Genomic DNA, 25,841 nt, shown 5'->3' on the forward strand with positions numbered 1-25,841 from the left:
ATTCATCCTTTGTGGGCCAGCCGGAACTTTCGACGGCCGCTCTCCCGGACCGGACGTGCCGATTTCCCGGCATCCGGGGCAGCCGGGTGGTCGACACCTCCACGGCACCGGCCAGACCGGCGACAGCCGGCTGCAAACAGCCCCGTTCAACGGCCGGACCGGCGCCGAGCCTCACCCTGCGGCAACGCTTGAGCAAGCGCATGACGCAAGCGACTTAGGCATCCGCCGCCGACAACCGGCCCAGATCAGCGGCAGGGACGCCGGGCCGGCGAGGTGCCGTTGCTCGGCGAGGACGGTAGCGACCTTGACTCCTGATACGCGGATTGTCTGGCGGTCGAAGTCTCGCCTATGAGCAGCGGCAGGGGCATACAGCGGGCTGTAGTCCGGGCCTGGCGGATCACTGTGTCGTGCGGCACGGGGTCCGGTCCATAACGTCCGGGCATGACGACAAACATGTTGAGCCGTCGGGGTGCGGACGCCGCCAACGACGTGAAGGGAATCACCATCTTCGTGGCGGTCACCTATGCCGTGATCTGGTTGGCACTGCTGCCGGTGTGGCTGTCGGGCGGCGATATTCAGGATGGCTCGCCTGGCCGCCGCCTTGATCTCACCACCGATCGTCGTGTTGCTGGCCCTGCTCATCAGCCTGCTCGCGGCAGATACCACTTCCATGATCCGTTCCCGGTCGCCGACCTGGCGCACACGATCGGCGCCGCCCTGCCGTTCTTCCTGGTCGGCCTGGTCCTGGTTTTCGTGAGCGGAGTCCAGCGCGCTGCCTGGGATACCTCGATAGGTGGCTGGCCCGCATGGATCGTGCTGACCGTCCTGACCGGAGCACTCACGGCGATCAGGTCGTGGCGGCGACCAGTGACAGGTTCGTCCGTGGCCTGAAAATTCCACGCAAAGAACGGGATTCAGCCCAACAACCCGAATGAGACCAACTCTATGCCGCCTCAGGTCATTGCGGTGCGGAAAGCCACGAGATTGCTCTCACGGCAACGAGGCTTATCGCGCGGCGGTGATTTGTTCGCGGAGAATGTCGCCATGGCCGGCATGGCGGGCGAATTCCTCGATCAGGAGCAGGTAGACGAACCGGAGGCTGACGTCGCCGGCGCTGGGGTGTGTCCCGGTGTCGTCGAGGTCGAAGTCGGCGGCGATCCTGCGGGAACGGTCGCTGGCGCGCTCGAATTCGGCGATCACGTCGTCCAGCGTTTCGCCGTCGGGCACAAGGAAACTGCCCTCGTCAGGGATGGCGTAGCCATCGCATTCGGATTCATCCAGACCCAGCAGGATGCGTTGGAACCAGCGGCGCTCGGCAAAAGCAGCGTGTTTGATCAGGCCGATCGGGGTGGTCAGTGACACGACCAGTCGCCGTCGTACCTCGGCTTCGGACAGCCCTCGTGCGGTATCGATGAGCGCTTGCCGGTTGCGGTCCAGCATCTGCTCCAACATGAGACGTTCGGGTCCAGTGGTCATTCCGGGCAGTGTTGACATTGGTCGTTCAGCTTTCTGGTTGCAGGGACATTCGACGGATCCGGACCGCGGGCGCATGCCTCGAGCAGCATCGGGTTCGATCGAACAGGACTCACTTCGATCGCGGAGGAGAACACCGAAGACATCGGTGCCGAAGGACCGCGGAGAGGTAGGCACACCGCGCTGCAAGCGCTTTCCAGCCCTTGTCAGACGGTCCTCGGGGAAGGCTTGTCCAGAACCGAGGAGAGCCAGATCGATGGCAAAGGTAACGTCCAAGCCATACCGCGTCAAGTGACTCGGGTCGATCTGTTTGCATGTTGTGAGCCGAGGGCCCGGGAGGGCTCCTCGACACCAAGATCGGTTCGGGCTACTCCCACGTGCCAGGCGAGCCGGGGAGGGAACATTTGTCCAAGCCACCGGCGCACACCGGCGGTGATAGTGGGCTCATGACCATTCCTGAAGGCCAATCGCACGTGAAAGACGACGCCGCGGAGTCGACCCTGCCCCTCGACGACGGCGACATCTACGTGTACCAGGACGGCCCCCGCGACGCTCCCGTACTCCTGCTCATCCACGGGACGGCCGCCATGGCCCGCTCGTGGGACTTGATGGTTCCGCTGCTGACCGGTTCCCATCGCGTCATCCGGATCGACCTGCTCGGGTGCGGCCGGTCCGCCAAGCCGGCCGATGGCAACTACGAGATCCCCGCACAGGGACGCCGGGCCGGCGAGGTGGCCGACCGGCTCGGCATCAAGCACGCCATCGTGGTCGGCCATTCCAGCGGCAGCACGGTCGCCGCCGCCCTCGCCGAGCAACGACCCGACCTGGTGACCGGGCTCGTGATCATCAACTTCGGGCCCGACATGGACGCCTTCATCGCCCAGGAGCCCGCCATCGGTCCCGCGCAGTGGCCACCGTCCGAGGAGCAGATCCGTCAGCTCGGGAAAACCGGTTTCCCCGAGGGCGAGGAGGTTCCACAAATCTTCGTGGACGGTGTACGCGGCATGCCCTTCAACACGTTCGCCGCGTTGATGCAGGCACCGCGCGCCTATCTGGAGCAGCGGACGCTCCCGGATCGGCTGGCGCCCCTTGGCAAGCCGCTACTGGTGATCTTCGGGGAGGACGACCGGAGGTGGCGATCGTCCTCCGCGGCCGGCTACCGCGCCGTTCCAGGCGCGAGAATCGAGTTGCTGTCCGGTCTTGGACACACACCGATTCTCGAGGATCCGCAGCGGACCGCCGCGCCCCTCCTGGCCTTCACCGCGGTCCACGCCGCGCAAGCGGGATGAACGTGTACCCCAACGACGACCGCAAACGAGGTATCGAACCTCGTGGTTGCTAACCACTAAGGTCACTAGTATTTCGCCCGGACTTGCCCCTTACAACCTCGCGTTGACCACGCGAGGTTGTTCGACGTCAGCTCGTGTCCGCACGCAGCGCGACGATTGCGCGGCCCGCCGTGATCCGTGGCGCTGCTGTGTCCGGTTGATCCGATCCATGCCTTGCCCTCGCGTGTTGAACAAGTGATCATGTCAACGCCCAAGGAGCCCATCCGGATGAATTTTCGCCGGGTGCTGGAAGAGGAGGCACGGAGGTGACTCGCGCAGTGGTGGATCGCGCGCAGGACGCGCCGGAGCCGGTGCATGTGGCCGCGTTGACGCAGCTCAAGACCAAGAAAGAGAAGGTCCGGTACGCCTGCGACCAACTGCCGGACCCGAATCCGAGCACCGCCGACGTGCTGGCGTGGCTGCACCGCTACGGGGTGGTCACGGATCCCAAGAAGGAGCGGCCGAACGTCTCGACCGCGGTGAACAACTGGAAGCGCGAGCAAGGCCTGTCCAGGACGGGCGACCTCCCGAAACTCACTCCGGACGTACTCGCCGAACTCGCCGACGCGCACAAGACCAACGGCGAGGCGAGCCAGCACACCAACGGCCACCTGGAGGCCCATCGGAACGGCGACAGCCACGCGAACAGCACCAGCCGGCAGACGACCGAACGCAGCGCCGTCGAACAACCGAAAGCGCCAAACCCCGTCCAGCGAACGACCGAACACACCCCAGTCCAGCAGCCAAAGGCGCCCGGCCCGGTCCAGCAGCCCACCGAACGGGTCCCCACCAAACAGCCAGACACGCCCGGCCCGGTCCAGCAGCCCACTGAATTCATCCACACCGAACAACCGAATGCGTTCGAGTTGGTCCAGCAGACCATTGAACGCGTTGAGGCAAGGCGTCCGGACGTGTCCGCTCAGCCTGCGCGGGACGCGTCCGGTCCGCCGGCCAGGCGTCCGCGTGGCGCGCTGGGGTTCTACTTCGTGGCCGTGGTGTCCATGGCCGTGAGCGTGGACACGAGTTGGCGGTTCTTCGGCGAGGTCCTCGGGATCACCAACCCCCGCGAGCGCGGGATCATGTTCTCGGTGATCGAGCTGGCCCTGATTGCCTGTGGCTATGCCATGTCGGCCAACGTCCGCCGCGACGGCCGGCCCGGCGCTCCCCGGTTCATCGCGTGGGTGCTGTGTGCGCTGTCGGCATACATGGCCCTGGTCTTGTCCGGGGCGCTGGCCGGGCTGGCGCGCGTGGCCCTGGGTCCATTGCTGGGCCTGGTGATGCTGCACCTGGCGCTCGGTATCGAAATCCGGTCCCGCCACGCGCGCACCACCACGTGGGCGCGCATCGGCCGGGAGATCCGTGAGCGGTTGCTGTCCCGCTTCGGGCTGGGCGATGACGAGCGGGACGCGATCACCCGTACCCGCCATCGCGCCGCCCGCCGCGCCGCCCGCCTGGCGCTGGCCGGCCGGGGCACCCTGTTCCGCCAGGCCCGTCTGGCCCGTGCCCTGCGCGCGGCGAACGTGGCTCACGACGCCGAGATCCGTGCCCGGATGCTGGCTGAGCTGGCCGCGCTCCGGCACGCGTCCAAGTTGCGGAGCCTGGATCAGGATGTTCCCTGGTCAGACGCGTAGCGGGGGCGTTGGGCGGTCACCTCGGGCACCGGGGTGACCGAGGTGACCGGCGAACGGGCCTGCCGGCGAACAAAATCGGTGGACGGGACCACGCCGCACCACTATGGTTCCGGGGGCCGTGACTCGACACCGGGAGGTGAGACCCATGAACGCTGTTTCGATGTGGGTGCTCCCCTCGTCGTCACGGTCGGGCGACTGACGTAGGGGTTGCCGGGAGCGCCTCGATCAGGCACTCCCGAAAGGTGACCACCATGAACACTCTGCGCTTCACCGCGGGCGAACCCACGGTGAAGATCACCCACGTCGGACCGGGACTGTGGCACGCGCTGGACGACGGCCGGCTGGCCGGCCGCGGCGAGGCCACCACCCGGCCGGACGGGCGGGTCTTCCTCAGCGTCGACGCCTGGCACCGCTCCGTCTTCGACCAGCTCGCCCACGCGATGCTGGCGGCCCTGCCGGGACCGCTCCACACGGTGGTCGACGAAACCGACCACGAACTGCTGGCGGGCTGGCGACAGGCCGGCTTGACGATCCGGCGGCGCGAGTGGGAGTACGTCGTGCCCACCGATCCGCGCGTCACCGGGCCGGCGCTCTCGCCACCGGGCGTCACGATCGTGCCCGCCGGGGCCGCCGAAGACGGCCCGCTGCGGGAGCTGGACCGCATCGTCCGCGCCGAGGTCGAAGCGACCGTCGGCTGGGCGGAGATGCCGGCCGAGGTGCTGCCGCGGCCGGCCGGCGACACCATCGTGGACCCGTCGAAGTACGCCGTGGCTGCCGAGGGCGGCGAGTACGCGGGCCTGGTCCGGGTGGTCGAGGTGACGCGCCTGCCCCGGATCGGGCTGGTCGCCGTCCGCGCCGCCCGGCGGCGCCGCGGCATCGCCCGTGCGCTGCTGACCCACACGCTCGGCGTCCTGCACCACGCGGGGATCGAGACGGCGACGGCCGAGGTGAACGAGGCCAACGAAGCGGCGACGGCGTTGTTCGAAAGCCTCGGCGCCTGGCGGGCGAACAGCACCCTGGAGCTGGTGCGCCATGGCCGGTAAGGGCGGTATCGAAGTGGAAGGAACCGTGGTCGAGTGCCTGCGCGACGCCCGGTTCAAGGTCGAGCTGCCGAACGGGCACCACGTGCTCGCCCACATCAGCGGCAAGATCAGGAAGAACTTCATCAAGATCGTGCCGTATGACCGGGTCCTGGTGGAGCTGAGCCCGTACGACCTGAGCCGGGGCCGGATCCTGTTCCGGTACCGGACCTAGGGGCAGTTGGCCAGGACGTCGGGAGCGGGATGCCCGGTCGACGTGAGGAGAGTTTCACGGCCCCGGCCTGACCGGGTCCGATTAGGGCCGTCAGCGGTCGGCCGTTCCCGTCGGCGAGATGGTGCACCTTCGTGCTCCAGCCACCGTGGGAACGGCCGATCACGTGCTCGGGCGGCTCGAACGGCCCACATCCACCACAACAGCCAACCCCACGACGGCACCACCCAACCCGGCCCCGACATCACCTTCCACGCCCACGTACCCGGACCCGGCACCTACCGACTCTTCCTCGACTTCAAACACAACAACACCGTCCACACCGCACAATTCACCACCACCACCAAATAACCCGGGACGCGGCGCGGCGGGCAAGCCGGTCTGGAGCGCCACTCGTAGAATCTGCGGCCTGACCGTTCCGTTGCGGGCTCAGGCGGTGTCTCAACAAGCGAACCACGGCAACGTGCGCGAAGGAGATGGGCATCAGCGAAGCGCGCGAGTTCGTGGCCAACCCTACGGAGAGGACCGGTAATGACCGGCACAACCAACCCAGCGCCCGTCGACGACCTCGCTGCCGTCCTCGGCGCCGTAGGTGATCTGGTCGCCGGCGTCGGGCACGACCAGTGGGGCGCGCCCACGCCTTGTCCAGAGTGGACTGTTCGTGAAGTGGTCAACCATCTGGTCATCGGGAGCCGCCTGTTCACCGGAATCCTGCGCGGCGAGGCGGCCCCCGCGCCCGGCTCCCTGGCCCCCAAGGCCAGCGACGCGCTCGGCGACGCCCCCGCGGCCGCCTACCGAAGCGCCGCCGAGGACCTGCTTGCCGCGTTCAGGCAACCAGGCGTGCTGGGACAGCTCTTCCAGGTTCCGGCTGGAACCGTCCACGGCATCGCCGCACTGCACCTGCGCGCCGTCGAATGCCTCGTTCACGGCTGGGACATCGCCACGGCCACCGGTCAGCAACCCCGGTTCCCCGACGACATCGTCGAGCGGGAACTGGAGTTCTCGCGCGGCAGGCTCACCGACGTCCCACCGGACCGGAGCCCGTTCGCACCACCGCAACCAGCCCCCGACGACGCCGCGCCCCTCGACCGGCTTGTCGCCCTCCTTGGCCGCCGCCTCAACGCATAACGCTGAACACCACCCACTCCGAACTCTGGGCCGATGATGACGTCGGCGGTACGAACCGGCCGCGCCGCCGCATCTTGGATGAAATCGCGCGTAGCCTGACGACATGCGATCCGCCGAGTCGGTTCGTGTCGCTGCGGAGGTAGTGGACGTCGCGGTCCCCTCACGGCCAGGCCGGTTGACCGGGGTCAGCATGGCCGGGTTCAGCGGCCGGGCCAAGGACCTCGTCGAACTTCGGGTGGTCCCGTACCCCGCGGTCACGCTGTTCATCGACCTCGGCGACGGGCTGCTCGTCAACGACGCCAGCGGTCAGCGGCAGCGAGGCGCTGTCGTCCTCGGCATCGCGCCCGACAGCGCTCAAGCCGTTGGCCAAGGCGACGTGGAGTGCCTGCAGGTGCGGCTGTCGCCGGTGCTCGCGTACGCGGTGCTGGGCGCCTCTTCGGAATTGGAGGGGACGACGGTCGCCCTCGATGCTCTTTGGGGGAACGACGCCGCGCGAACCCAAGAGCAACTGCGCGCGGCCGAGTCGTGGGACGACCGGTTCGCGATCGCGGAGGACGCGCTCGCTCGACGACACGACGCGGGACGGACGGTGGACGCGGAAGTCGCCTTCGTCTGGGATCAGATGATGAAAAACCGGGGGAGGGTCCGAATCGAGCGGCTGTCCGCCGAGGTCGGCTGGAGCCGCAAGCGACTGTGGTCCCGGTTCCGGTCCCAAACCGGCCTTACCCCCAAGCGCGCCGCCCAGCTCATCCGTTTCGACCACGCCGTCCACCGCCTCGCCGCGGGGCAAAGCGCGGCACTGGTGGCGGCGCAGAGCGGGTATGCCGACCAGTCCCACCTCCATCGGGACGTCATGGCCTTCGCCGGGGTGACGCCCACGGCCGTTGCGATCGCGCCGTGGCTCGCGGTCGACCCCGTCGCGTGGGCCGCCGCCCAACACCTGTCCAGGCCTTGACACACAAGGAGAACATTTCCCCAAGACGCGCGACGGGCGCTCAGGGCGCGGGGCGCGGGGAAGGCCCGGCCCCCCAGCCGCGCCGGGCGGCGAGCAGGCCGGCCTGGAACCGGGTACGCGCGCCGAGTTCGTCCATCAGCTCGCTGACCCGCCGGTGCACCGTCCGCAGGCTCACGCCGAGCTGGCGGGCGGCCGCCTCGTCCTTGAGGCCGGCCGCGAGCAGCGTGAACAGCGCCGGATCCGGCGGGTTCGCCGGGTCGGCGGCGATGGCTTCGACGGACCTGGCCGGCAACGGCAAGGCCGACCGCCACAGGATCTCGAAGAGGGCGACCAGCGCGTCGAGCAGAGTCGAGGAGTGGATGATGACCGCGCTGTCGGCGATGGCCGGCGCCTCGGTGGTCAGGGGCAGGATCGCGCTCTGCCGGTCGACGATGGCCAGCTTCATGGGTACGTCCGGGCTGATCCGCGCCTCTTCGCCGGCGGCCACCGCCTCCTGGGCGAGACGCAGCTTGCCCGGGATCTCCAGGGCCGAGACGGCGTAGATTCCGCGTACTCGGACACCGCGTTCGAGGCGCTCGAGTTCGCCCGTGTTCTGTTCGGCGGGGTCCTGGGCATAGGGCGGCCGGTCCAATACCAGCAACTCGTCGGTCGCGGCCTGTTGCAACTGGGTGAACCGCTGCGCCACGGCGGTTCGGCCCTGCACGAGCTCGACCAGTTCCTCGGGAGCGCGGTGCTCTGCCGACGGCACCTCGGCGAGCAGCGCGAGCGCGCCCAGCCGCGCCTTGGCCAGCGCCTCCTCCCGGCGCGAAATCAGGGCGGCCACCGCGACGTCCGGCCGGGTCGGCAGGAACCGGACCGGCCGGCCCGCCAGGCGGCTGACCAGACCAAGCTCCTCGAGCCGGGAGAACGTGCGGCGCAGCGACACGGTCGTACGGCCGGTGTGCGCGGCGAGTTCGGACAGGGTGGCCCGGGGCTGGTGCAGCAGGTCCCGGTAAACCCGTTCGTCATCGGCGGAGACCCCGACCTCGGAGAGCACGTTGCCATCCACCGTCGTGCGCCCTCCCGGCTGTCATATGCCTGCAATGACACAAATCTGCCACGTGTTGGGCCTAGATTAAACGATTAATCCTCCGGTAGGACAGACCTGAACATATTGCCATCCCGCAAGCACGGCCTGCCAGGAGACAGCATTGAAGAAGGCACTCACCGTCGGATTCGCGACCGCAATCGCCGTCATGTCAGCCGCCGCACCCGCCATCGCTGCCGAAAGCACGGCCGCTGACAGTTGGAGACCGCCGCAATGCACAACCGTGACCGGCGATGGATCGGTCACGTTCACGCGGAACCAGGGCAAGGTGCTCACGCCGACCAGCCAGCGGCTGCAGCCCGTCACCTATACCACCGGGATGGCGGTCCTCGACCAACCCAACACGCTCCTCGCCATGGAGAACAACACGCTGCTGAGCTCGGTTGACGCCGGCTGTACCTGGAAGGCGCGGGGCGAGATCAAAGGCCGGCACGTGGCATTGGTCCCGGCCGGTGGCGATCGGGCCTACGCCTGGGATCTCGATGGCGGCGTGTCGCTCGCCACACCAGCGGGCGTCACCCCGCTCACCTCGCCAGGCGTGGACCTGGCCGGGTTCGCCGTCGACCGTCGCGACAGCGACCACGTACGGGTCGCCGACGACCTCGGGCGGCTTTACGACTCGACCGACGGCGGGCACACCTGGACGCCCATCGGCGTGCCCGGGCCGCCCCAGGGAGAGTTGACCCTCGTGTACACCGCCGCGTTCGATCCGTCCAATGTGGACCATGTCGTGCTGGGCACGATGGGGACCGGCGCCTACGCCACCTTCGACGGCGGACGCACGTGGACCAAGTCCGCCGGGCTGGGTCCGGGCAATAACGTCAACGTGTTCAGCGGCGTGATCTCTCCGGCGGCGTCGGACGTCGTGTACGTGAATGGCCTGAACGAAGCGGAGTCGAACGCCGGTGCGCCATCCCAGGGCCGCCACATCTACAAGTCGACCGATGGCGGCCGGAACTTCACCCCGGTCGTGGACCAGGACAGCAAGGTCACCCTCCCCAACGGGCCGGTGATGGCCGCCGACCCGAGGGACCCCGGCGCCGTGTACTTCGTGTTCGGAACCTATTACCAGGGCTACGGCACCGACATCTACAAGTACAACTCCAACAGCCGGAACGTCAGTGTGGCCCACAACCCGTACGACCGGGTCACCTCGATCGCGTTCCACCCCCAGGTCCCCGGGTTGATGTACCTCGGGCTGGCCGAAGAGCGGTAACCGCACCCCATGCCTAGGAGGGGTGTCCCGCACCCCTCCTAGGCATACGGCTGGAGACCGCCGCAGTGTTCAACCGTGACCGGCGATGGGTCGGTGACGTTCTCGCGAAACGAGAGCAAGGTCCCGACGGCTATCGGGCCTACGCCTGTCGCGTACAGCGTGGCATTCGATCCGTCCAATATGGACCACATCGTCATGGGCAACATGACGATGGGCGCCCAGGTCACCTTCGACGGCGGACTCGCGTGGACCGGAGTCGCCGGACTGGGCGCGGGCGACGATATCGATGTGTTCAGCGCCGTGATCTCTCCGGCGGACCCGAACGTCGTCTACCTAATGGTACGCAACGAAGCGGAACTGAAGGCCGGTAGGCCGTCCGAGGGCCGGCACATCCACAAGTCGACCGACGGTGGCCGGCACTTCACCTCGGTCGCGGAACAGGACAACAGGATCACGCTCCCCAACGGACCGGTGATGGCCGCGGACCCGAAGGACTCCGGCACCGTCTACTTCATCTACGGAACCTATTACCAGGGCTACGGCACCGACATCTACAAGTACGACTCCCACAGCCAAAACGTCTCGGTGGCCCACAACTCCTACCACCGGATCGACTCGATCGCGTTCCACCCCCGGGCACCCGGGTTGCTGTACTTCGGCGTGGACAAGGAACGGTAACCGCGCCCCATGTCGTGGAGGGAGTGCATGCACCCCCTCCACGACATTGACACATTGTTCAACAAGAAAAAACGCTCCGCGCCAGACATCCTGTTTGCACCCCCGGTTGGATACTCTGACCTGCACAGATGTCACAATGATCGATATTTTCCGCCGCCGGTAACGCTCGACTCGATTGACCTTTCTTTGCCAAAACCTGGCGAGCCCGGTTACCAATCCGCTAAACCTGGACTGTGCACGAGCGGGACCAGAATCTCGGGCGTCGGCGGGCAATTCAGCTCGTACGACGGCTTATGGCGCGCGAACTGCACCGCGGCCCGACGCGCAGCATGAGCCATCCGGTCGTCGTGGTCGAAGGAGCCCGGGGATACGGCAAAACGGCACTGCTCGACGCACTGGCGCACGGTCTCGACCAACGTGTTCCCTACGCACGAGTCAACTTCGAGTCACATCGCGCGGCTTCGGTGCCCGAGGTGTTGTCCGCGATCGCGTTTCAGTTGGGGAAGACCTGTGATCGTTATGGCTCGCTGCGGTTTCCCCTGCTCACGATCGGCCGCAAGGTCATGCGCGCCAAGCTTCCGGAGAGCCGGCCGGAGGCTCGTGAAGCCGTGCGGCGATTGCTTGCCGAACAGGTCGATCTCGAGGCAATGCGCTCGATACTCTTCGACGCGGCCGGTGCGCTCGCCCAAACGCTCTCCCCGGACGATTCGCGCGGGTTCATCCTCCGAATCCTCCTCAGGCTTGGCCTGGAAGGGCTGTCACGCGTGATCCGTCACGCGAAGTCGTTGTCTCCCGACTGGTATGGCCATCGCGATCGCGGCCTGAAGAACAACGGCCTCGACGTGCTCGTCGATCTCAACGCCTGGGTCAAGGACGGCAGTACCTTCGAGATCAACGAGCTCCTCTGGGACGCGTTTCTCACCGACCTTCGTGACAACTTCCAAAATTCCGGTCACGCAGCCGAGATGACGCTCAATTGCGTCGTGCTGCTCGACGACGCGGACACTCCGCTCGGCCAGGAGTTCCTCAACGGCCTGGTGTACACCCGCGAGAGCCGGGTGGTACTCGGGATGGATCCCGGCGATCCGATGACCACCGTCGCGACCAGCCGGGGCGAGCTGCTCTCGGAGGTCGGCCCCCGGGGACTGGTGGAGTTCACCAATCGGAAAACCGACCGCAGCCTGAGGTATGACCCGCAGGGCGAGCCCAACTGGTGGTGCCGGTACCGGCTGGCCGACCTGAGCGAGAGCGAGGCCGGCATCATGGTGTCCTCGCTCCCGCCGAACACCGACGGTCACGTTCAGCCGATCGCCGGCCATCAGTTGACGTCGATGGTCTACAGCTTCACGGGTGGCCACCCGGCGTCGACCGCGATGCTGGTGGAGGCGACGAGCAAACGTCCGCTGAAGTTCGGGAGCACGCTGGCGGTGCTGCTCGATCGCCCGGAATCCGGCCACGATGCGGATCGTCCGCCGCTGGGAGAGAGTCTGCGGCGACAGTTGCTCGGCGAGTTCACTGTGGACACTTACCGCGACCTGGTCACCTGCGCAGCCGCGCGTACCAGGCAGCACGCCAGCCTGCTGGCCGCGCGCGGGGAGCTGCTCGTCGGCGGCCTCAACAGCTACCAGGAGATCGCACCGGTGCTGTGGCCGGCTTCCGGCGGGGCCGGACCGAACGTCCTGCGCCGGCTGTTGTTACGGGAACTCGCCGCGAGATCCGACGACGAAACGGCGAACTGGACGAAGGTCGTCGAGTGGTTACGGGCCCGATGCGAGGAGGATGCCGACGACGAAGGCGTCCTGCACTACGCACTCGCCAACGGCGACATCGCGACCACCTGCGAGGGCCTGCGGCAGCGGTTGACCGCTGACGACCCGGTGGGTTGGGTGCGGCTGCTGCGCTCGGTGACCTCGATGCCCCGCCGTCCGGTGCCGTCCGCGGACTCCGAGGTTCCGCCGATGGACCAGTTGGCCGCCGCGATCGACAATCCGTCCTCGCGGCTGCACCGGCTGGTCGTCGCGCGATGGATCGTCTTCGATCCCTTCATCTCCAACCGGCGGCGCGCCCTGCACCGGCGGATCGCGGCCGACTACGACTTCGTCGCCGGGCTCGCACAGGGCGACCCGGAGCCGCTGCTGAACGAGGCCGACTACCACCGCAGGCAAGCCGAGCTCTGGAGCTGAGGAGGGCCAGTGCCAGACGATCACGTGTTCCACGACGCGGATCCCTTCGTCCCGCCAAGGCCACCGGGCTTCTGGCGCCGGGTCAGGGGCTGGCTGCGCCGGCACCTTCGCGCGGTCGCACTGGTCTCGGTGATCGTGATCGTCGCCGGGTCGGCCGCTTGGTATTTTTGGCCACGCAATGACTGCGGAGGCTCGGCGTCCCTGCAGAAGATCGACGGTGAATGCGTCGGGGTCACGGATGGCAGCTATTCGTTCGAGAATTCCCTGACCGAGGTGGAGAACAAGATCGCCGCGGAGAACGCCGCGGTGGCCGGATCCGGGCACACCGTGACGATCGCCCTGCTGGACCCGTTGACGGTCAACCCGACGTCGGCCGTGACGGCCGAGCAGATCCAGTACGAACTCGAGGGCGCGTATACGGCCCAGTACCGGATCAACCACACCGGGGCCGCCGGAGATCAGCGTCCGCTGGTCAAGCTGATGCTGGCCAACTGGGGTAGTCACGAGCTGCAGTGGCAGACCGTGGTCGAGCAGTTGGAAGGGATGGTGAACGACCCGGATCCGCTGGTGGCGGTGACCGGCCTGCGGTTGTCCACCGTGCAGACCGAGCAGGCGGCCAAGCATCTGGCCCAGCACGACATTCCGATGGTGAGCGCCATCGCCACCGCCGACCAGCTCAACTACGGGGCCATCCGGGGCTTCGTCCGCGCGTCGCCGTCCAATTCGGACTACGTCGCGGCCCTGAACGCCTACCTGAGCCACCGCCCCGACCTGGATTCGGCGATCATGGTCTACGACGCCAATTCGGACGTCAACCGCGACCCGGGGACCACCTCCGGCGCGGACCTGTTCACCCGCTCCCTGCGCGACGACTTCATCGCGGAACTCGGGAGCCTGATCAAATTTCCCGCGCAGAACTACGTGGGAATATCCGGCCCGACCCCGGCCCCACCGGACCTGTTCACCAATATCACCGCGAACATCTGCGCGGTCCGGCCCAAGGTCGTGCTCTTCGCCGGCCGGGTCGTCGATTTCCCCAGTTTCCTGGAGTCACTGCGCACCCGGGTCTGCCCGGACACCCCGCTGACCGTGGTCGCGTCCGGGGCCGATTTCGGGGGACTGGAACTCCGGTCGAAGGAGGCGCAGTTGCGGGAGAAGAACCTCAGCATCGTGTTCGCCACCGAAACCGATGCCCAGGGCTGGGAGAACGGCGCCGCGGGGACCCCGCCGTTCTTCAAGGAGTTCTTCGACCAGTTCCGCCAACTCGGGTTCGACCAGAAGCACCTCGACGAAGGCGCCGCGATCTCCACGCACGACGCGCTGCTCATCGCGGCGAAGGCCGCACGACTGTCCAGCCGCGCACGTCCTGATCACGCCGTGCCGAGCAACAGCGACGTGCTCAACCAGATGCTCAACCTGAACAGCCTGGACGAGGTGCCCGGGGCAGCCGGTCAGCTGAGTTTCAGCTTCCGCGCGGAGAACAGCGGAAATCCCAGTAACAAGCCGATCCCGGTGATCGAGGTGCCGTCCACCGCAGCGGTCCAGACCGCCGAGGTCTACCACACGAAATAGTCATCGGCGCTACCCCGGCACGCTGCCGGAGGCAAGGATGCGCTGCACGCGTTCGGCGTTCATGGCGATGTGATGGCTGGCTTCCCGCACTGCCCGATCGTGGTCCCCGGCGCGGATCGCCGCCATGATCGGCTCGTGCTCGGCCACCACCTGATCCGGGTGCTCGAATTCTCGTTCGTAGGAGGAGAGCGCCATCAGGTAGAAGCGGAGTTCCCGGGTCAACTCCGCATGAAACCTGCTGATTCGCTCGCTTCCGAGCGTGGACACCATCGCGGTGTGCAACGCGAGATCGGCCTCGACAATGCGCCTCTGGTCATGCGATGCCGCCACCTGGACCAGGTTGTCGAACGCGGCCTCGATGGTGGCCAGACCCTCGCTTGTCAAGGGCCGTGCGAGCGCGGCCGTCTCGAGACGTTCGCGTGCGGTGTACAACTCGTCCACCGTGGACGGAGTCGGGGAAATGACGACGGCGCCGCGGTTGACCTCGCACCGGACCAGCCCGCCGAACTCCAACATGCGCACCGCCTCGCGGACGGTATTGCGCGCTATGCCCAGTTCGGTCGCGATCGCCGCCTCACGCAGCCGTTCACCTGGTTTGAACACACCGGCGAGGATCCGCTCGGACAGACCGTCCGCGACCTGCTGCGCAGTGGTCGTCCGGCGCACCACCAATCCCTCGAGCGCCGACATACGCGGTCCGCCTTCACGGTCTAGTCAGTGTCGCTTCAAAGTGCGCGCGATCGGATTCGGGTAGCCAGGCCGTGGCTCCCGCGCGGTCCTTACCTCCCTAGGTCGGCGGCCTACCTCCCCAAATCCGAAGCCTCCGGCGCGCGCCCGTGGTTGCCTCGGTTGGGAAAACGGACTTTGAGCGCATCCCGCTCATGCGGGCTAGCGTCCAACTGCAGAACTGTACTACAGTCCGCGCCAGCCCTCGTGCGACCAGCGGCAAAGATGCCGCAGGAAGGACGGAGAACGGTGCACAACCCGGCAGATGCTCGCGTAGAGGTGGAACAACCACAACTACGGCCAGGCTTGCGGCAGCGCCACGTTCGGATGATCGCCCTCGGTGGCATCATCGGCGCAAGCCTGTTCGTCGGCAGCGGATCGGTCATCCACACGGTCGGTCCGGCCGCGATCCTCTCCTATGCGCTCGGCGGCGTCCTGGTCATCCTGGTGATGCGGATGCTCGGTGAGATGGCCACCGCCTCGCCGACCTTGGGCTCGTTCATGGAGTACGCCACCGAGTCGCTCGGCGGCTGGGCCGGCTACGCGATCGGCTGGCTGTATTGGTATTTCTGGGTGGGCGTCGTCGCGTTCGAGGCCGTCGCCGGGGCCAAGCTGCTGATCATGTGGATCCCCGGTGTCCCGCAGTGGATCTTCTCGCTGATCCTGATGCTCCTGCTGACCGCGTCGAACATGGTCTCGACCCGGTCGTTCGGCGAAACCGAGTTCTGGCTGGCCTCCATCAAGATCGTGACGATCGTGGTCTTCCTGGCCGCGGGCGCCCTCTTCGTGCTCGGCCTGTGGCCGCACGGGACGCTCTCGATCGGCAACGTGGTGCACTACGGGTTCGCGCCGAACGGGGTCTCCGCGATCCTGCACGGCGTCGTGCTGGTGGTTTTCGCTTATGTGGGCACGGAGATCGTGACGATCGCGGCCGCGGAGTCGGCCGACCCGGTGAAATCGATCGTGAAGGCGACCTCGTCCACCGTGTGGCGCGTGATCATTTTCTATGTCGGGTCGGTGACCCTCCTGGTCATGATCACGCCCTGGGTCGACATCCCGACCCAGACCAGCCCGTATGCGGCCGCCTTCACCAAGATGGGCATCCCGACGGCCACCACGATCATCAGCGTCGTCGTGCTCACCACCGTCCTGTCGGTCCTGAACTCCGGCCTGTACACGGCATCGCGCATGCTCTTCGCGCTACAGCGGCACCGTTGGGCCCCGAAGTGGATCGCGGACCGGAACCGGCGAGGAGCACCCTGGAAGGCCATCCTCGCCTCCACGGTCGTCGGCTACGTCGCCGTGATCATGAGCTATGTGGCGCCCGACGGCATCTTCGATTTCATCATCAACTCCGCGGGTGCGGTGGGACTCTTCGTCTACGCAATCATCGCCGGCTCGCAGCTGCGCATGCGACGCCGGCTCGAACGTGAAGCTCCGGAACGCCTCAAGATCCGCATGTGGGGCTATCCCTACCTGAGCTGGATCGTCCTCGTGGCCATCATCCTGGTCGTGGGCTCGATGCTCCTGGTCGAGGACGCACGATCGCAGCTGTACCTGAGCGTTCTCAGCGCGGTCGTCATCCTCCTCACCTACCTCATCGTCCGTCGCAGGACGCGCGCCACGGCAGCCAAATAACCCTTGGGAGATTGGAGAATTCCATGTCCGTCAAGAGAACCGAGGTTCTCACCGGACCGGCCTTGTGGAGCGCGCAGGCACACTTCCCTTCGGTCCTCGGACGTCAACTCGTCATCGACCGAGGCGAAGGGAGCTACGTCTTCACCTCCGACGGCCGGCGCCTGTTCGACGGCACGGCCGGCCTGTGGTACGCGAACATCGGCCACGGCCGCGCCGAACTCGCCGAGGCGGCCTACGAACAGATGCGGCGCTTGGAGACCTACCACATCTTCGGGCGGTTTCTGAACGACCGAGCCGTCGAACTGGGTGAACGGCTGGTCGGTCTGTCCCCGATCGCGGACGCCAAGGTCATTCTCAACAGCGGCGGAAGCGACGCGATCGACGTGGCGTGCAAACTGGCCCGACGCCATTGGCAACTCGAGGGCCGGGCAAGTAAGACGATGATTCTCAGCCGCGAGTTCGCCTACCACGGCTTGCATGCCTACGGCACCAGCATCGCCGGACTCGAGATCAATCGCGTCGGCTACGGCACGGACTCGCTCGTCCCCGAGACCGCGCGTGTCTCCACCGACGACATCGAAAAGGTCGAGTCGACCGTCCACGAGATCGGCGCGGAGAACATCGCCGCGCTGGTGGCCGAGCCCATCCAGGGAACGGGCGGAGTCATCACGCCCGCGCCGGGTTATCTGGAAGGCCTGCAACGCATCTGCCGCGAGAACGACATTCTCTTGGTGGCCGACGAGGTGATCACCGGTTTCGGGCGCACCGGTCACATGTTCGCCACGCAGCGATACCACCTCGAGCCCGACCTGATCGTCTTCGCCAAGGGCGTCACGTCCGGCTACGCGCCGTTGGGCGGCGTACTCGTGTCCCCCCGGCTCTGGCAGCCGTTTTACCGGAACTCCCCGGACACCCCGTCATTCCGCCACGGCACGACATACGCCGGCCACGCGACCTCCTCCGCGGTCGCGCTCCGCAACCTCGACATTCTCGAGACCGACAAGCTGTTGCCCCGCGTCGAAGAACTGGAGCAGTTGCTCGCCCACGAGTTGGCCGGCCTGGAGAGCCGAGAAGGCGTTGACGCGACTCGGGTGGCCGGCCTGCTCGGCGGGGTCACGCTTGCCGGGCAAATCAGCGCCGAGGCCGTTACCGACGAACTCATCGAACACGGCTTCATTGCCCGCCCGCTACGCGGCAACACCGTTCAGTTCAGCCCGCCGTTCATCGCCACGGACGACGAAATCCGGGCAATGGTGGCCGCCCTCGACAGCGTCATCGCCGACCACGAGCGCCGATAACCGATACGACGCTGTCTGTCAACGCCAAGCTTTGATGAGTGACCCGTTACTGTCGGAAATCGGCAGTAACGGGTCACTCATGCGAACTCGATGGCCACGGCAGCGCCACTCGCGGAAGAGGTCAGGAGCGGCAGGTGCGGAGATCTCCTTGTGAACGGCCTCGATGTTGTTGCCATCGGGGTCGTTCACTGGTGATGGCTCAGCGCTGTGCGGCGCGGACGCCTTGCTCGACCCGGTCGCCCAGGTCCTTGTCTACGTTGCGCCAGTATTCGAAGGCACGCAACAGAACCGGTTCGGTCACCCGGTTGAGCAGGTGCCCGACGATGTTGCTGACCAACCGGTCCCGCGCGGCGTCGTCCAGGACCTTGCGGACCAGCGTGCCGGGCTGGCCCCAGTCGTCATCGTCGCTTCGTAGTGTGTAGGCGGTGCGGACCATGTCGCCGTCGAGGTGCCACAGCGGTTCGGCGGTGCGGCTGGGATCTGCCTGCGGGCCGCCATAGGAGTTGGGCGCGTACACCGGGTCGGACACGTTGTGGACCCGCATCACGCCGTCCTTGCTGTAGCTGTTGACCTCGACCTTGGACTCGTTCACCGGGATCTGCTTGTAGTTGACCCCGAGCCGGGCGCGGTGCGCATCGGCATAGGAGAAGTCCCGGGCCAGCAGCATCTTGTCCGGTGACAGGCCGGTACCGGGCACCTGGTTGTTGGGTTCGAACGCGGCCTGCTCGATCTGGGTGTGGTGATCGGTGGGGTTGCGGTTCAGCGTCAGCCTGCCCACTTCGTGCAGCGGATAGTCACCGTGCGGCCACACCTTGGTCAGATCGAACGGGTTGAACCGGTAGGTCTTGGCCTCCTCGAACGGCATGATCTGCACCTTCAGCGTCCAGCTCGGGTACTCCCCGCGCTGGATCGCCTCGAACAGGTCACGCCGGTGGTAGTCGGTGTCCTTGCCGGCCATCTCGTCGGCTTCGGCCTGGGTGAAGAACTCGATGCCCTGGTCGGTGACGAAGTGGTACTTGACCCAGAAGATCTCCCCGGCGGCGTTGACCCAGCTGTAGGCGTGGCTGCTGTAGCCGTTCATGTGCCGCCAGGTGCGCGGGATGCCCCGGTCGCCCATCAACCAGGTCACCTGGTGCGCCGACTCCGGGGACAGCGTCCAAAAGTCCCACTGCATGTCATGGTCGCGCAAACCGTTGTCCGCCCGGCGCTTCTGCGAACGAATGAAATGCTGGAACTTCAGCGGATCGCGCACGAAGAACACGGGAGTGTTGTTCCCGACCATGTCGAAGTTGCCCTCGGAGGTGTAGAACTTCAACGCGAACCCGCGCGGATCGCGCCAGGTGTCCGGGCTGCCCCGTTCTCCGGCCACGGTGGAAAACCGGATCAGCGTGCCCGTCCTGGTGCCCGGCTGGAACACCGCCGCCTTGGTGTAGGCACTGACGTCGTTGGTCACCTCGAAGTACCCGAACGCACCCGACCCCTTGGCATGCGGCTGCCGCTCCGGAATCCGCTCCCGGTTGAAATTGGCCATCTGCTCGATCAGATAGTGATCATGCAACAGAATCGGGCCGTCGGGACCCACGGTGAGCGAGTGCTCCTGGCTGGCAACCGGAATGCCGGCATCGGTCGTCGTCGGCTTCGGTTTTGAGGTGGTCATGCAGGTTTCTCCCTTCTCGTTCCTGCGGGTGTACCCAGCGGCGGTGCGGCCAACACGAGGCGCACGGGCCAGAGCTGTGATGGGCGAGTGCTGTGCGTGCTACGTTGGGTCTCGGTCGTGTTCTCCACGGTCCCGGACGAGCGCGTCGTACCCGGTCATGCAAGACGGCGCAGCAATGTTGACGCATTACTGCGGAGGGTCGTCATGGCGTGGCTTGTGCTTGTCCTGTCAGGTTTTTTCGAGACGGTGTGGGCTGCCGCGCTCAGCGCGTCGCGCGGGCTTTCACGGTTGGTGCCGAGTGTCGTGTTCGGCGTCGCTCTCGCGATCAGCATGGTGGGACTCGGCTTCGCGTTGCGGACTTTGCCGGTCGGTACCGCCTACGCGGTCTGGGTCGGCATCGGCGCCAGCTGCACGGCCGTGTACGGCATGGTGGCGATGGGCGAGCCCGCCTCCGCCGGCCGGATCACGTGCCTGGTGCTGATCGTCGCCGGCGTCATCGGCCTAAAGCTGCTCCGCTAACGCCTACCGCAGGCGCCTGTGTCCCCGCTCCAGGCAGCCGAGTTCCCGGTTCAGGCCGCCGAGTTCCCGCTCCAGGCGGGCGTGTCCCCAGTTCAGGCCGCTGAGTTCCCGGTTCAAGGCACTGAGTTCCCGGGTTCGCGCGGATTCGGAAGGTAGCCTTGATCATCAGCTGAGTGCGGGGAGCCGGCCGGATCGGCACGCTGGTGGATCGCCGCGATCTCCGGGTCACGATGGTGGCGGTCGATCTGGTCCGTGCGGCGGTGATCGCCGCGCGCGCGATCACGATGATCCTCGAGGCGGTAAGCCGAGGCAACCGGGGCGCTCGCGGGAGGCGGCCGGGCGGCGGCCGTCGGGGTACAGGCGCCGATCCTGGCCGGCGTGCTCCCGCTGATCGGCGCGGCATTGCTGGTCGCCCGGCCGGCCATCGCCCAACCCAGCTGACCGCTTGGGAGACCACGGCGAGAAACCGTCGTGAAACCGCCGTGATCCCGGCTCCCGGCACGCTGGCGGCCATGTCAACCAACTCGACCACGCCGGCGATCGCGGCGGCCGGACTGCGCAAGTCGTTCGGCGACCACGTCGTGCTCGCCGGCGTCGATCTCCACGTTCCGGCGGGAACGATCTTCTCGTTGCTCGGCCCGAACGGCGCCGGGAAGACCACAATGGTCCAGATACTGTCCACATTGCTCAGTCCCGACGCCGGTCAGGTGCACGTCGCCGGGCACGACCTGGTCCGCAGCCCCGATTCGGTTCGCGCCGCGATCGGGGTGACGGGCCAGTTCTCGGCGGTGGACAACCTGCTCACCGGTGAGGAAAACCTGCTCCTGATGGCGGATCTGCACCACCTGGGCCGCCAGAACCGCCGCCGTCGCGCGACGGAACTGCTCGAACGGTTCGATCTCACCGACGCGGCAAGGAAACCGGCGGTCACCTACTCCGGCGGCATGCGGCGCCGGCTGGACCTCGCGATGAGCCTGGTCGGAACGCCGCGCGTGATCTTTCTCGACGAGCCGACCACCGGGCTCGACCCGCGCAGCCGCCGCGCCATGTGGCAGATGATCCGCGAACTGGTCGCGGGCGGCGTCACGGTCTTCCTCACCACGCAGTACCTGGACGAAGCCGACCAGCTCGCGGACCGGATCGCGGTACTCGACCACGGAAACCTGGTCGCCGAGGGCAGCCCGGCCGAACTCAAGCGCCTGGTGCCCGGCGGGCACATCCGTCTGCGGTTCGAAGAACTGCGCAGTCTCCACGCAGCGGCCGGCGTGCTGGGTGAAGTCTCCGTCGACGAGGACACGCTGACTCTGCAAGTTCCCGGCGACGGCGGCGTCCGGTCGTTGCGGGCACTGCTCGACCGGCTCGAAGACGCCTCGGTCGAGGTCGGCGAACTGTCCGTGCACACCCCCGATCTCGACGACGTGTTCCTCGCCCTCACCGGCCACACCGACGACGCGAAAGTGACCACACGATGACCACCCTTTCCCATGCACTGAGCGACTCCGCCACGATGTTGCGGCGCAACCTCAAGCGCATGCTGCGCTACCCGGCCATGACTTTCGTGCTCATCGGCATGCCGGTCATCTTCCTGCTGCTGTTCGTGTACGTCTTCGGCGGCACGCTCGGCAATGGTCTCGGCGGGTCCGGTGGTCTCGGCGGGTCCGGCGGCAGGTCCGCATACGTCAACTACCTCGCCCCCGGGATCATCCTGATGACGGTGTCGGCCGCCGTCCAAGGCACCGCGGTATCGGTCGCGATGGACATGACCGAAGGCATTGTGGCCCGGTTCCGCACCATGGCGATCGCCCGCGTCTCCGTGCTCACCGGCCACGTCGTCGGCAGTCTGATCCAGGCCATGCTCGGCATGGCCGTGGTGACCGCGGTCGCGGTGGCCATCGGTTTCCGGCCCACCGCCGGGGTTCTCGAATGGCTCGCGGTCGTCGGCATCCTGGCGATGATCGCCTTCGCGCTCATCTGGCTGTCCGTCGCACTCGGCCTGGTGAGCAAGACCGTGGAGGGGGCGAGCAACACGCCCATGCCCCTGATCCTCCTGCCGTTTCTGGGCAGCGGGTTCGTCCCCACCGACTCGATGCCGGCCGGTTTACGCGTCTTCGCCGACTACCAGCCGTTCACCCCGTTCATCGAGACCGTGCGGGGTCTGTTGATGGGCACTCCCATCGGCAACAGCGCGATCCTCGCGATCGGCTGGTGCGTCCTCATCGCGCTGGGAAGTTACCTGTGGGCAAGGCAACTGTTCAACCGTGACCCGTCGCCGCGTTAAGCGCGGCCAGCGCGGCTTCACACAGTTCGTCCCGACTCAGGCCGGCATACGTCGCGATCGCCTTGGCGTATGCCGCCTGGTCGCCGCGCTCGGCGGCCTGCCGGGCGAGGGCGACGGACATCGTCGGGAACTGCGCGAGGTAGGCGAACCGCTCGGCTAGGGCGACCAGACGCGCCCCCGACCGGGCGGCACCACGGTCGAAATCCACCATGGCCAGCGCCAGCAACAGTGCACCGCAAAGCGGAAAACCCGTGAGGTTGGACGGTGAATACCGGCCGGTGTCGGTGAGCAACACCCGCAGCGCATCCGCGAGTTCGCCGGGAGTTTCCTCGACCAGGTCGAGGAAACCGTGCCGCGCGTGCGCCACCACGGCGACCGCCTTGATCTCCAGCGTCCACGGCTCCAGCCCCGGCTCGACCGGCCGGCCGAGGACCTCGCCGTCCGACGCGCTGTCCATGGCCCGCCGCCACGACGTGAGACCGTCGTCGATCTCGCCCCGGGCAAGCAGGCACTCGCCGCGCACCGCGAGACCGAACGAGTGGTAGGTCAACCGCGCGTCGGGCGAGCCCGCCCCCACCTTCCGGAACCACCGCTCGGCTTCGTCGACCTCGCCGACCTGGAGACAGGCGAGCGCGATCCCCCAGCCCGTCCCGATCTCGTCCACCCAGACGTCGAGTTCCTCCTGCATCGACCACAGGAGCCGCAGGTGGCGCAGCGCCTCGTGGCCCTGATCATGGTGCATGTGCAACTCGGCGAGTCGTGCCCGGATAATGCCCCACAGCCACGGAAACTCCGAACGGTCGAGCCCGTCCAGCATCCGGCCCGCGGCCCGCAACGCGGCGTCGACATCGCCCGCGGCCTCCCAGAAATAGCTGGTGATCACGCCGGCGATCCCGGCCAGCAGCGGCTTCTCACTGTCGCACAAGCCGATCAGTGCCTCGGGATCCAGCTCCGGCAGGGCACACAGGATGGCCGCGATGGCCCGGACGGGAGTGTCCGGCGGGGCCGGTGGCAGCCGGCGCAGGATGACCAGTGAGCGCGTCGCATAGACACCTTTGACGGTGAAGGTGTACGCGGCCGACAGGGCCGCGGCCGTGCGCGTGACCTCGACGAATTCCGGCTCCGGCCGGTAATGCGACAGGAACCGGTCGGTTTCCTCGCGCCCGGAACTGCGCGCACGATTTGGCTCGAACGTCCACAGTGCACTCAGCACGGCGGCGGTGGCCGCGACGGTAGCGCCGTCCTCGATGGCGAGCGCATATCGGAGCGCCTGCATGAGGTTGTCCTGCTCGGTGCGGATCAGCTCGGTGGCCGGGGCGAGGTCGGGGCCGAACGGCGAATCGTGATGCGACAACCCGAAATTCCGGGCCCAGGAAAGGAAAGCACGCCACACTCCGTCCGTCTCGCCGGCTTCTTCCCGCTTCAGCGTGCTGAACTCGCGGACGGTCTCCAGCATCCGGAACCGGGCCCCGGCCCGGGTGTCGGCCACCTTGAGCAACGACTGGTCGACCAGATCCTCCAGGACATCGTCCGCTCCCCCGAGCAGTTGCCGTGCGGCGTCCGCGGAGAATCCACCGGGGAACACCGACAGCGCGCGCATCGCCGCCTGTCCCGCGGGTTCGAGCAGGTTCCAGCTCCACTCGACGACCGTCCACAAGGCACGGTGACGGGCTGGCGCGCCCCGATTTCCCCCGCGCAGCAAGGAAAACCGATCGTCCAGCCGCCGCGCGACCTCGGCGACCGACATCACCCGTACGCGCGCCGCCGCGAGTTCCACCGCGAGCGGCAGCCCGTCGAGATGGCGGCACAGTTCCGTCACGACATCCGGTGGCAACTCGGCACCGGGACGGGCCGCCCGCGCCCGCTGCGTGAACAGCTCGACGGAGGTGGACAGGTCGAGTTCCGGCAGCAGGTACACCGATTCCGACGACAGGCCGAGCGGCGCCCGACTGGTGGTCAGGACCCGCAGATCGCGCGTCAGCGACACCAGGGCGCGCACCAACTCCGCGACGCCGCCGATGACATGCTCGCAGTTGTCCAATACCAGAAGGGCCGGAGCCGGGCTGAGCACGGCCGCGATGCTCGTGACCACGTCAGTCGCGATGGATCGCAAACCACGAAGGGACTCCCCGCCGCCGAGCGCCGACGCGACCTCCACGGCGACATCGTCGTCGGTGGTGACCCCGGCGAGCGCGACGAAGTACACCGTGCGTTCGGTGGCCTGGCGGCTAACGCCGTGCGCGAGCCGGGTCTTGCCCAGCCCGCCCGGCCCCACGATCGAGGTGACCCGCGAACTGCGCAGCAGGTTGGCGACCGCGGTCAGGTCGTCGTCGCGACCGAGCAACGGGTTGGGCTCGTGCTCGACGCCGTGCCGGACGGCCGGCGTCGTTTCCTGCAGCAACTCCCGGTGTGCGGCTTGCAGCGCCGCACCCGGATCGCTGCCCAGCTCGTCTCGCAGCGACCGCCGGTACTCCTCGTACCTGGCCAGTGCCGCCGAGGGACCCGTCGTGGCCGCTTCACAACGCAGCAGTTCCAGGAGCACCTCCTCGTCCCGCGGGTGCTCCCGGAACAGCGCGGTCAGCGCATCGACCGCCTCCGCATGGCGGCCCAGCCGCGAAAACGCCAACGCGCGGGCACGCACCAGCGCCCGGTAGACCGGAACACGCTCGGCCCGCAGCCTGGACAACGGGTCTTCGGCCGCCGTGTCGGCCTGCGCGGCCCCGTCCCAAGGGGGTCTGGGGGCTTGCCCCCAGGCGGGGTCCGGAGGTTGCACCCCTGGAAGACACAGCGGTCCGGGGGCCTGCCCCCAGGCCGGGTCTGTGGGTTGCACCTCCAGAGAACACAACTTGAGCCCTGCTTCGGCCGCCGCCAGCGCCGCCGCGTGGTCGCCCGCACGGGCTTGCTTCGCGCTCGCCGCCGCACTGAGCAGCACAGCGGAGGAGTCAACCTGCTCCTCGCTGAGGGTGAGGCGGTAGCCGGTGGCCGTCCGCGTGATCAGGTCGGGGCCCAGTTGCGCACGAGCGCGGGAAACGAGGATCTGCAACGCCTTCGTCGGGTTTTCAGGCCGCTCGTCCGGCCACAATCCCTCCACGAGCCGCCCGGTGCCGCAGCCCGAGCGCAGGTCACCGGCGAGGAGCGCGAGCAGGCCACGCAACCGGGGACCGCTGATCTCCCGGTCGCGGTAGGCAACCCGCGAAAGCAGGATCAACTCGGTGGTCACGTC

Annotated in this window: 21 protein-coding genes and 1 riboswitch; of the genes, 16 read left to right on the plus strand and 5 right to left on the minus strand. The window is 67.4% G+C overall.

The window, feature by feature from the left end; all coding sequences use genetic code 11:
• The first annotated feature begins 441 nt into the window (after positions 1-441).
• Complete coding sequence (locus A3CU_RS0128300; RefSeq protein WP_027945129.1) at positions 442-891, plus strand: hypothetical protein; 450 nt, start codon at positions 442-444, stop codon at positions 889-891.
• Between the two features lie 114 nt (positions 892-1,005).
• On the opposite strand, the gene A3CU_RS0128305 is transcribed toward A3CU_RS0128300, so the two are convergent.
• Complete coding sequence (locus A3CU_RS0128305) at positions 1,006-1,494, minus strand: DinB family protein (RefSeq protein WP_027945130.1); 489 nt, start codon at positions 1,492-1,494, stop codon at positions 1,006-1,008.
• A gap of 425 nt (positions 1,495-1,919) precedes the next feature.
• Between A3CU_RS0128305 and A3CU_RS0128310 the strand changes: the two genes are divergently transcribed.
• From A3CU_RS0128310 to A3CU_RS0128335, 6 genes are all read left to right on the plus strand, one after another.
• A complete protein-coding gene (locus A3CU_RS0128310) occupies positions 1,920-2,762 on the plus strand; it encodes an alpha/beta fold hydrolase (RefSeq protein WP_052372308.1) in 843 nt (280 codons plus the stop codon).
• A 305-nt stretch (positions 2,763-3,067) separates the two neighbouring features.
• Positions 3,068-4,432: a hypothetical protein gene (locus A3CU_RS50090; RefSeq protein WP_156960592.1), complete on the plus strand. Its 1,365-nt coding sequence runs from the start codon at positions 3,068-3,070 to the stop codon at positions 4,430-4,432.
• Between the two features lie 251 nt (positions 4,433-4,683).
• Positions 4,684-5,475 carry a GNAT family N-acetyltransferase gene (locus A3CU_RS0128320; RefSeq protein WP_027945132.1) on the plus strand — a complete coding sequence of 264 codons (792 nt, stop codon included), beginning with the start codon at positions 4,684-4,686 and terminating at the stop codon, positions 5,473-5,475.
• Entirely contained in the window at positions 5,465-5,686 is a 222-nt protein-coding gene (infA, locus tag A3CU_RS0128325; protein ID WP_027945133.1) for a translation initiation factor IF-1, read from the plus strand. Before A3CU_RS0128320 ends, infA begins: the two co-directional genes overlap by 11 nt.
• A gap of 528 nt (positions 5,687-6,214) precedes the next feature.
• Positions 6,215-6,811, plus strand: coding sequence for a TIGR03086 family metal-binding protein (locus A3CU_RS47040; RefSeq protein ID WP_043842835.1), 597 nt, complete (start codon positions 6,215-6,217; stop codon positions 6,809-6,811).
• Positions 6,812-6,914: 103 nt separating this feature from the next.
• Positions 6,915-7,766 (plus strand): AraC family transcriptional regulator, encoded by an 852-nt coding sequence (locus tag A3CU_RS0128335; protein WP_027945134.1) that lies wholly within the window; start codon positions 6,915-6,917, stop codon positions 7,764-7,766.
• Between the two features lie 40 nt (positions 7,767-7,806).
• On the opposite strand, the gene A3CU_RS0128340 is transcribed toward A3CU_RS0128335, so the two are convergent.
• A complete protein-coding gene (locus tag A3CU_RS0128340) occupies positions 7,807-8,814 on the minus strand; it encodes a helix-turn-helix domain-containing protein (RefSeq protein ID WP_211246533.1) in 1,008 nt (335 codons plus the stop codon).
• 262 nt (positions 8,815-9,076) lie between these two features.
• Here A3CU_RS0128340 and A3CU_RS0128345 point away from each other — a divergent pair, with 262 nt between their 5' ends.
• The 4 genes from A3CU_RS0128345 to A3CU_RS0128360 all read left to right on the plus strand — a co-directional run bounded on the left by A3CU_RS0128345 (position 9,077) and on the right by A3CU_RS0128360 (position 14,502).
• Complete coding sequence (locus A3CU_RS0128345) at positions 9,077-10,069, plus strand: WD40/YVTN/BNR-like repeat-containing protein (protein WP_156960593.1); 993 nt, start codon at positions 9,077-9,079, stop codon at positions 10,067-10,069.
• 159 nt (positions 10,070-10,228) lie between these two features.
• Positions 10,229-10,747 (plus strand): hypothetical protein, encoded by a 519-nt coding sequence (locus A3CU_RS47045; RefSeq protein ID WP_156960594.1) that lies wholly within the window; start codon positions 10,229-10,231, stop codon positions 10,745-10,747.
• Between the two features lie 233 nt (positions 10,748-10,980).
• Positions 10,981-12,930, plus strand: a complete 1,950-nt coding sequence (locus tag A3CU_RS0128355) for a P-loop NTPase family protein (RefSeq protein WP_156960595.1) — start codon at positions 10,981-10,983, stop codon at positions 12,928-12,930.
• Positions 12,931-12,939: 9 nt separating this feature from the next.
• Positions 12,940-14,502 (plus strand): ABC transporter substrate-binding protein, encoded by a 1,563-nt coding sequence (locus A3CU_RS0128360; RefSeq protein WP_027945138.1) that lies wholly within the window; start codon positions 12,940-12,942, stop codon positions 14,500-14,502.
• 9 nt (positions 14,503-14,511) lie between these two features.
• Here A3CU_RS0128360 and A3CU_RS47050 read toward each other — a convergent pair whose 3' ends face one another.
• Positions 14,512-15,192 (minus strand): GntR family transcriptional regulator, encoded by a 681-nt coding sequence (locus A3CU_RS47050; RefSeq protein ID WP_052372313.1) that lies wholly within the window; start codon positions 15,190-15,192, stop codon positions 14,512-14,514.
• Between the two features lie 363 nt (positions 15,193-15,555).
• On the opposite strand from A3CU_RS47050, the gene A3CU_RS0128370 reads away from it, so the two are divergent.
• Both A3CU_RS0128370 and A3CU_RS0128375 read left to right on the plus strand, forming a co-directional pair.
• Entirely contained in the window at positions 15,556-16,866 is a 1,311-nt protein-coding gene (locus A3CU_RS0128370) for an amino acid permease (RefSeq protein ID WP_052372318.1), read from the plus strand.
• Positions 16,867-16,889: 23 nt separating this feature from the next.
• Positions 16,890-18,164 (plus strand): aminotransferase family protein, encoded by a 1,275-nt coding sequence (locus A3CU_RS0128375; protein ID WP_027945140.1) that lies wholly within the window; start codon positions 16,890-16,892, stop codon positions 18,162-18,164.
• 199 nt (positions 18,165-18,363) lie between these two features.
• Here A3CU_RS0128375 and A3CU_RS0128380 read toward each other — a convergent pair whose 3' ends face one another.
• Positions 18,364-19,821 (minus strand): catalase, encoded by a 1,458-nt coding sequence (locus A3CU_RS0128380; RefSeq protein ID WP_027945141.1) that lies wholly within the window; start codon positions 19,819-19,821, stop codon positions 18,364-18,366.
• Between the two features lie 110 nt (positions 19,822-19,931).
• A riboswitch (guanidine-III (ykkC-III) riboswitch) is annotated at positions 19,932-19,995 on the plus strand.
• Between the two features lie 30 nt (positions 19,996-20,025).
• On the opposite strand from A3CU_RS0128380, the gene A3CU_RS0128385 reads away from it, so the two are divergent.
• From A3CU_RS0128385 to A3CU_RS0128400, 3 genes are all read left to right on the plus strand, one after another.
• Positions 20,026-20,340, plus strand: coding sequence for a DMT family transporter (locus A3CU_RS0128385; protein ID WP_027945142.1), 315 nt, complete (start codon positions 20,026-20,028; stop codon positions 20,338-20,340).
• A gap of 512 nt (positions 20,341-20,852) precedes the next feature.
• On the plus strand, positions 20,853-21,812 hold the full coding sequence (locus A3CU_RS0128395) for a daunorubicin resistance protein DrrA family ABC transporter ATP-binding protein (RefSeq protein ID WP_027945143.1): 960 nt from the start codon (positions 20,853-20,855) through the stop codon (positions 21,810-21,812).
• The gene (locus A3CU_RS0128400) at positions 21,809-22,618 is read left to right on the plus strand and encodes an ABC transporter permease (protein ID WP_027945144.1); all 810 of its coding nucleotides are present in this window, start codon (positions 21,809-21,811) and stop codon (positions 22,616-22,618) included. The genes A3CU_RS0128395 and A3CU_RS0128400 overlap by 4 nt, the downstream gene beginning before the upstream one ends.
• Here A3CU_RS0128400 and A3CU_RS0128405 read toward each other — a convergent pair.
• Positions 22,593-25,838, minus strand: coding sequence for an ATP-binding protein (locus A3CU_RS0128405; RefSeq protein ID WP_027945145.1), 3,246 nt, complete (start codon positions 25,836-25,838; stop codon positions 22,593-22,595). The two genes, A3CU_RS0128400 and A3CU_RS0128405, sit on opposite strands and share 26 nt — an antisense overlap.
• Positions 25,839-25,841 lie beyond the last annotated feature (3 nt).

This window comes from Amycolatopsis taiwanensis DSM 45107 (genome assembly GCF_000519205.1).
Classification (GTDB): Bacteria; Actinomycetota; Actinomycetes; order Mycobacteriales; family Pseudonocardiaceae; genus Amycolatopsis_E; species Amycolatopsis_E taiwanensis.

Bases quoted from the DNA above. Each gene is read 5' to 3' on its own strand.
- A3CU_RS0128310 (WP_052372308.1), top strand. From the start codon at position 1,920: ATGACCATTCCTGAAGGCCAATCGCACGTGAAAGACGACGCCGCGGAG.
- A3CU_RS0128305 (WP_027945130.1), bottom strand. From the start codon at position 1,494: ATGTCAACACTGCCCGGAATGACCACTGGACCCGAACGTCTCATGTTG.
- A3CU_RS0128400 (WP_027945144.1), top strand. From the start codon at position 21,809: ATGACCACCCTTTCCCATGCACTGAGCGACTCCGCCACGATGTTGCGG.
- infA (WP_027945133.1), top strand. From the start codon at position 5,465: ATGGCCGGTAAGGGCGGTATCGAAGTGGAAGGAACCGTGGTCGAGTGC.
- A3CU_RS0128385 (WP_027945142.1), top strand. From the start codon at position 20,026: ATGGCGTGGCTTGTGCTTGTCCTGTCAGGTTTTTTCGAGACGGTGTGG.
- A3CU_RS0128395 (WP_027945143.1), top strand. From the start codon at position 20,853: ATGTCAACCAACTCGACCACGCCGGCGATCGCGGCGGCCGGACTGCGC.
- A3CU_RS0128320 (WP_027945132.1), top strand. From the start codon at position 4,684: ATGAACACTCTGCGCTTCACCGCGGGCGAACCCACGGTGAAGATCACC.
- A3CU_RS0128335 (WP_027945134.1), top strand. From the start codon at position 6,915: ATGCGATCCGCCGAGTCGGTTCGTGTCGCTGCGGAGGTAGTGGACGTC.
- A3CU_RS47050 (WP_052372313.1), bottom strand. From the start codon at position 15,192: ATGTCGGCGCTCGAGGGATTGGTGGTGCGCCGGACGACCACTGCGCAG.
- A3CU_RS0128375 (WP_027945140.1), top strand. From the start codon at position 16,890: ATGTCCGTCAAGAGAACCGAGGTTCTCACCGGACCGGCCTTGTGGAGC.
- A3CU_RS0128370 (WP_052372318.1), top strand. From the start codon at position 15,556: ATGATCGCCCTCGGTGGCATCATCGGCGCAAGCCTGTTCGTCGGCAGC.
- A3CU_RS0128300 (WP_027945129.1), top strand. From the start codon at position 442: ATGACGACAAACATGTTGAGCCGTCGGGGTGCGGACGCCGCCAACGAC.
- A3CU_RS0128380 (WP_027945141.1), bottom strand. From the start codon at position 19,821: ATGACCACCTCAAAACCGAAGCCGACGACGACCGATGCCGGCATTCCG.
- A3CU_RS47040 (WP_043842835.1), top strand. From the start codon at position 6,215: ATGACCGGCACAACCAACCCAGCGCCCGTCGACGACCTCGCTGCCGTC.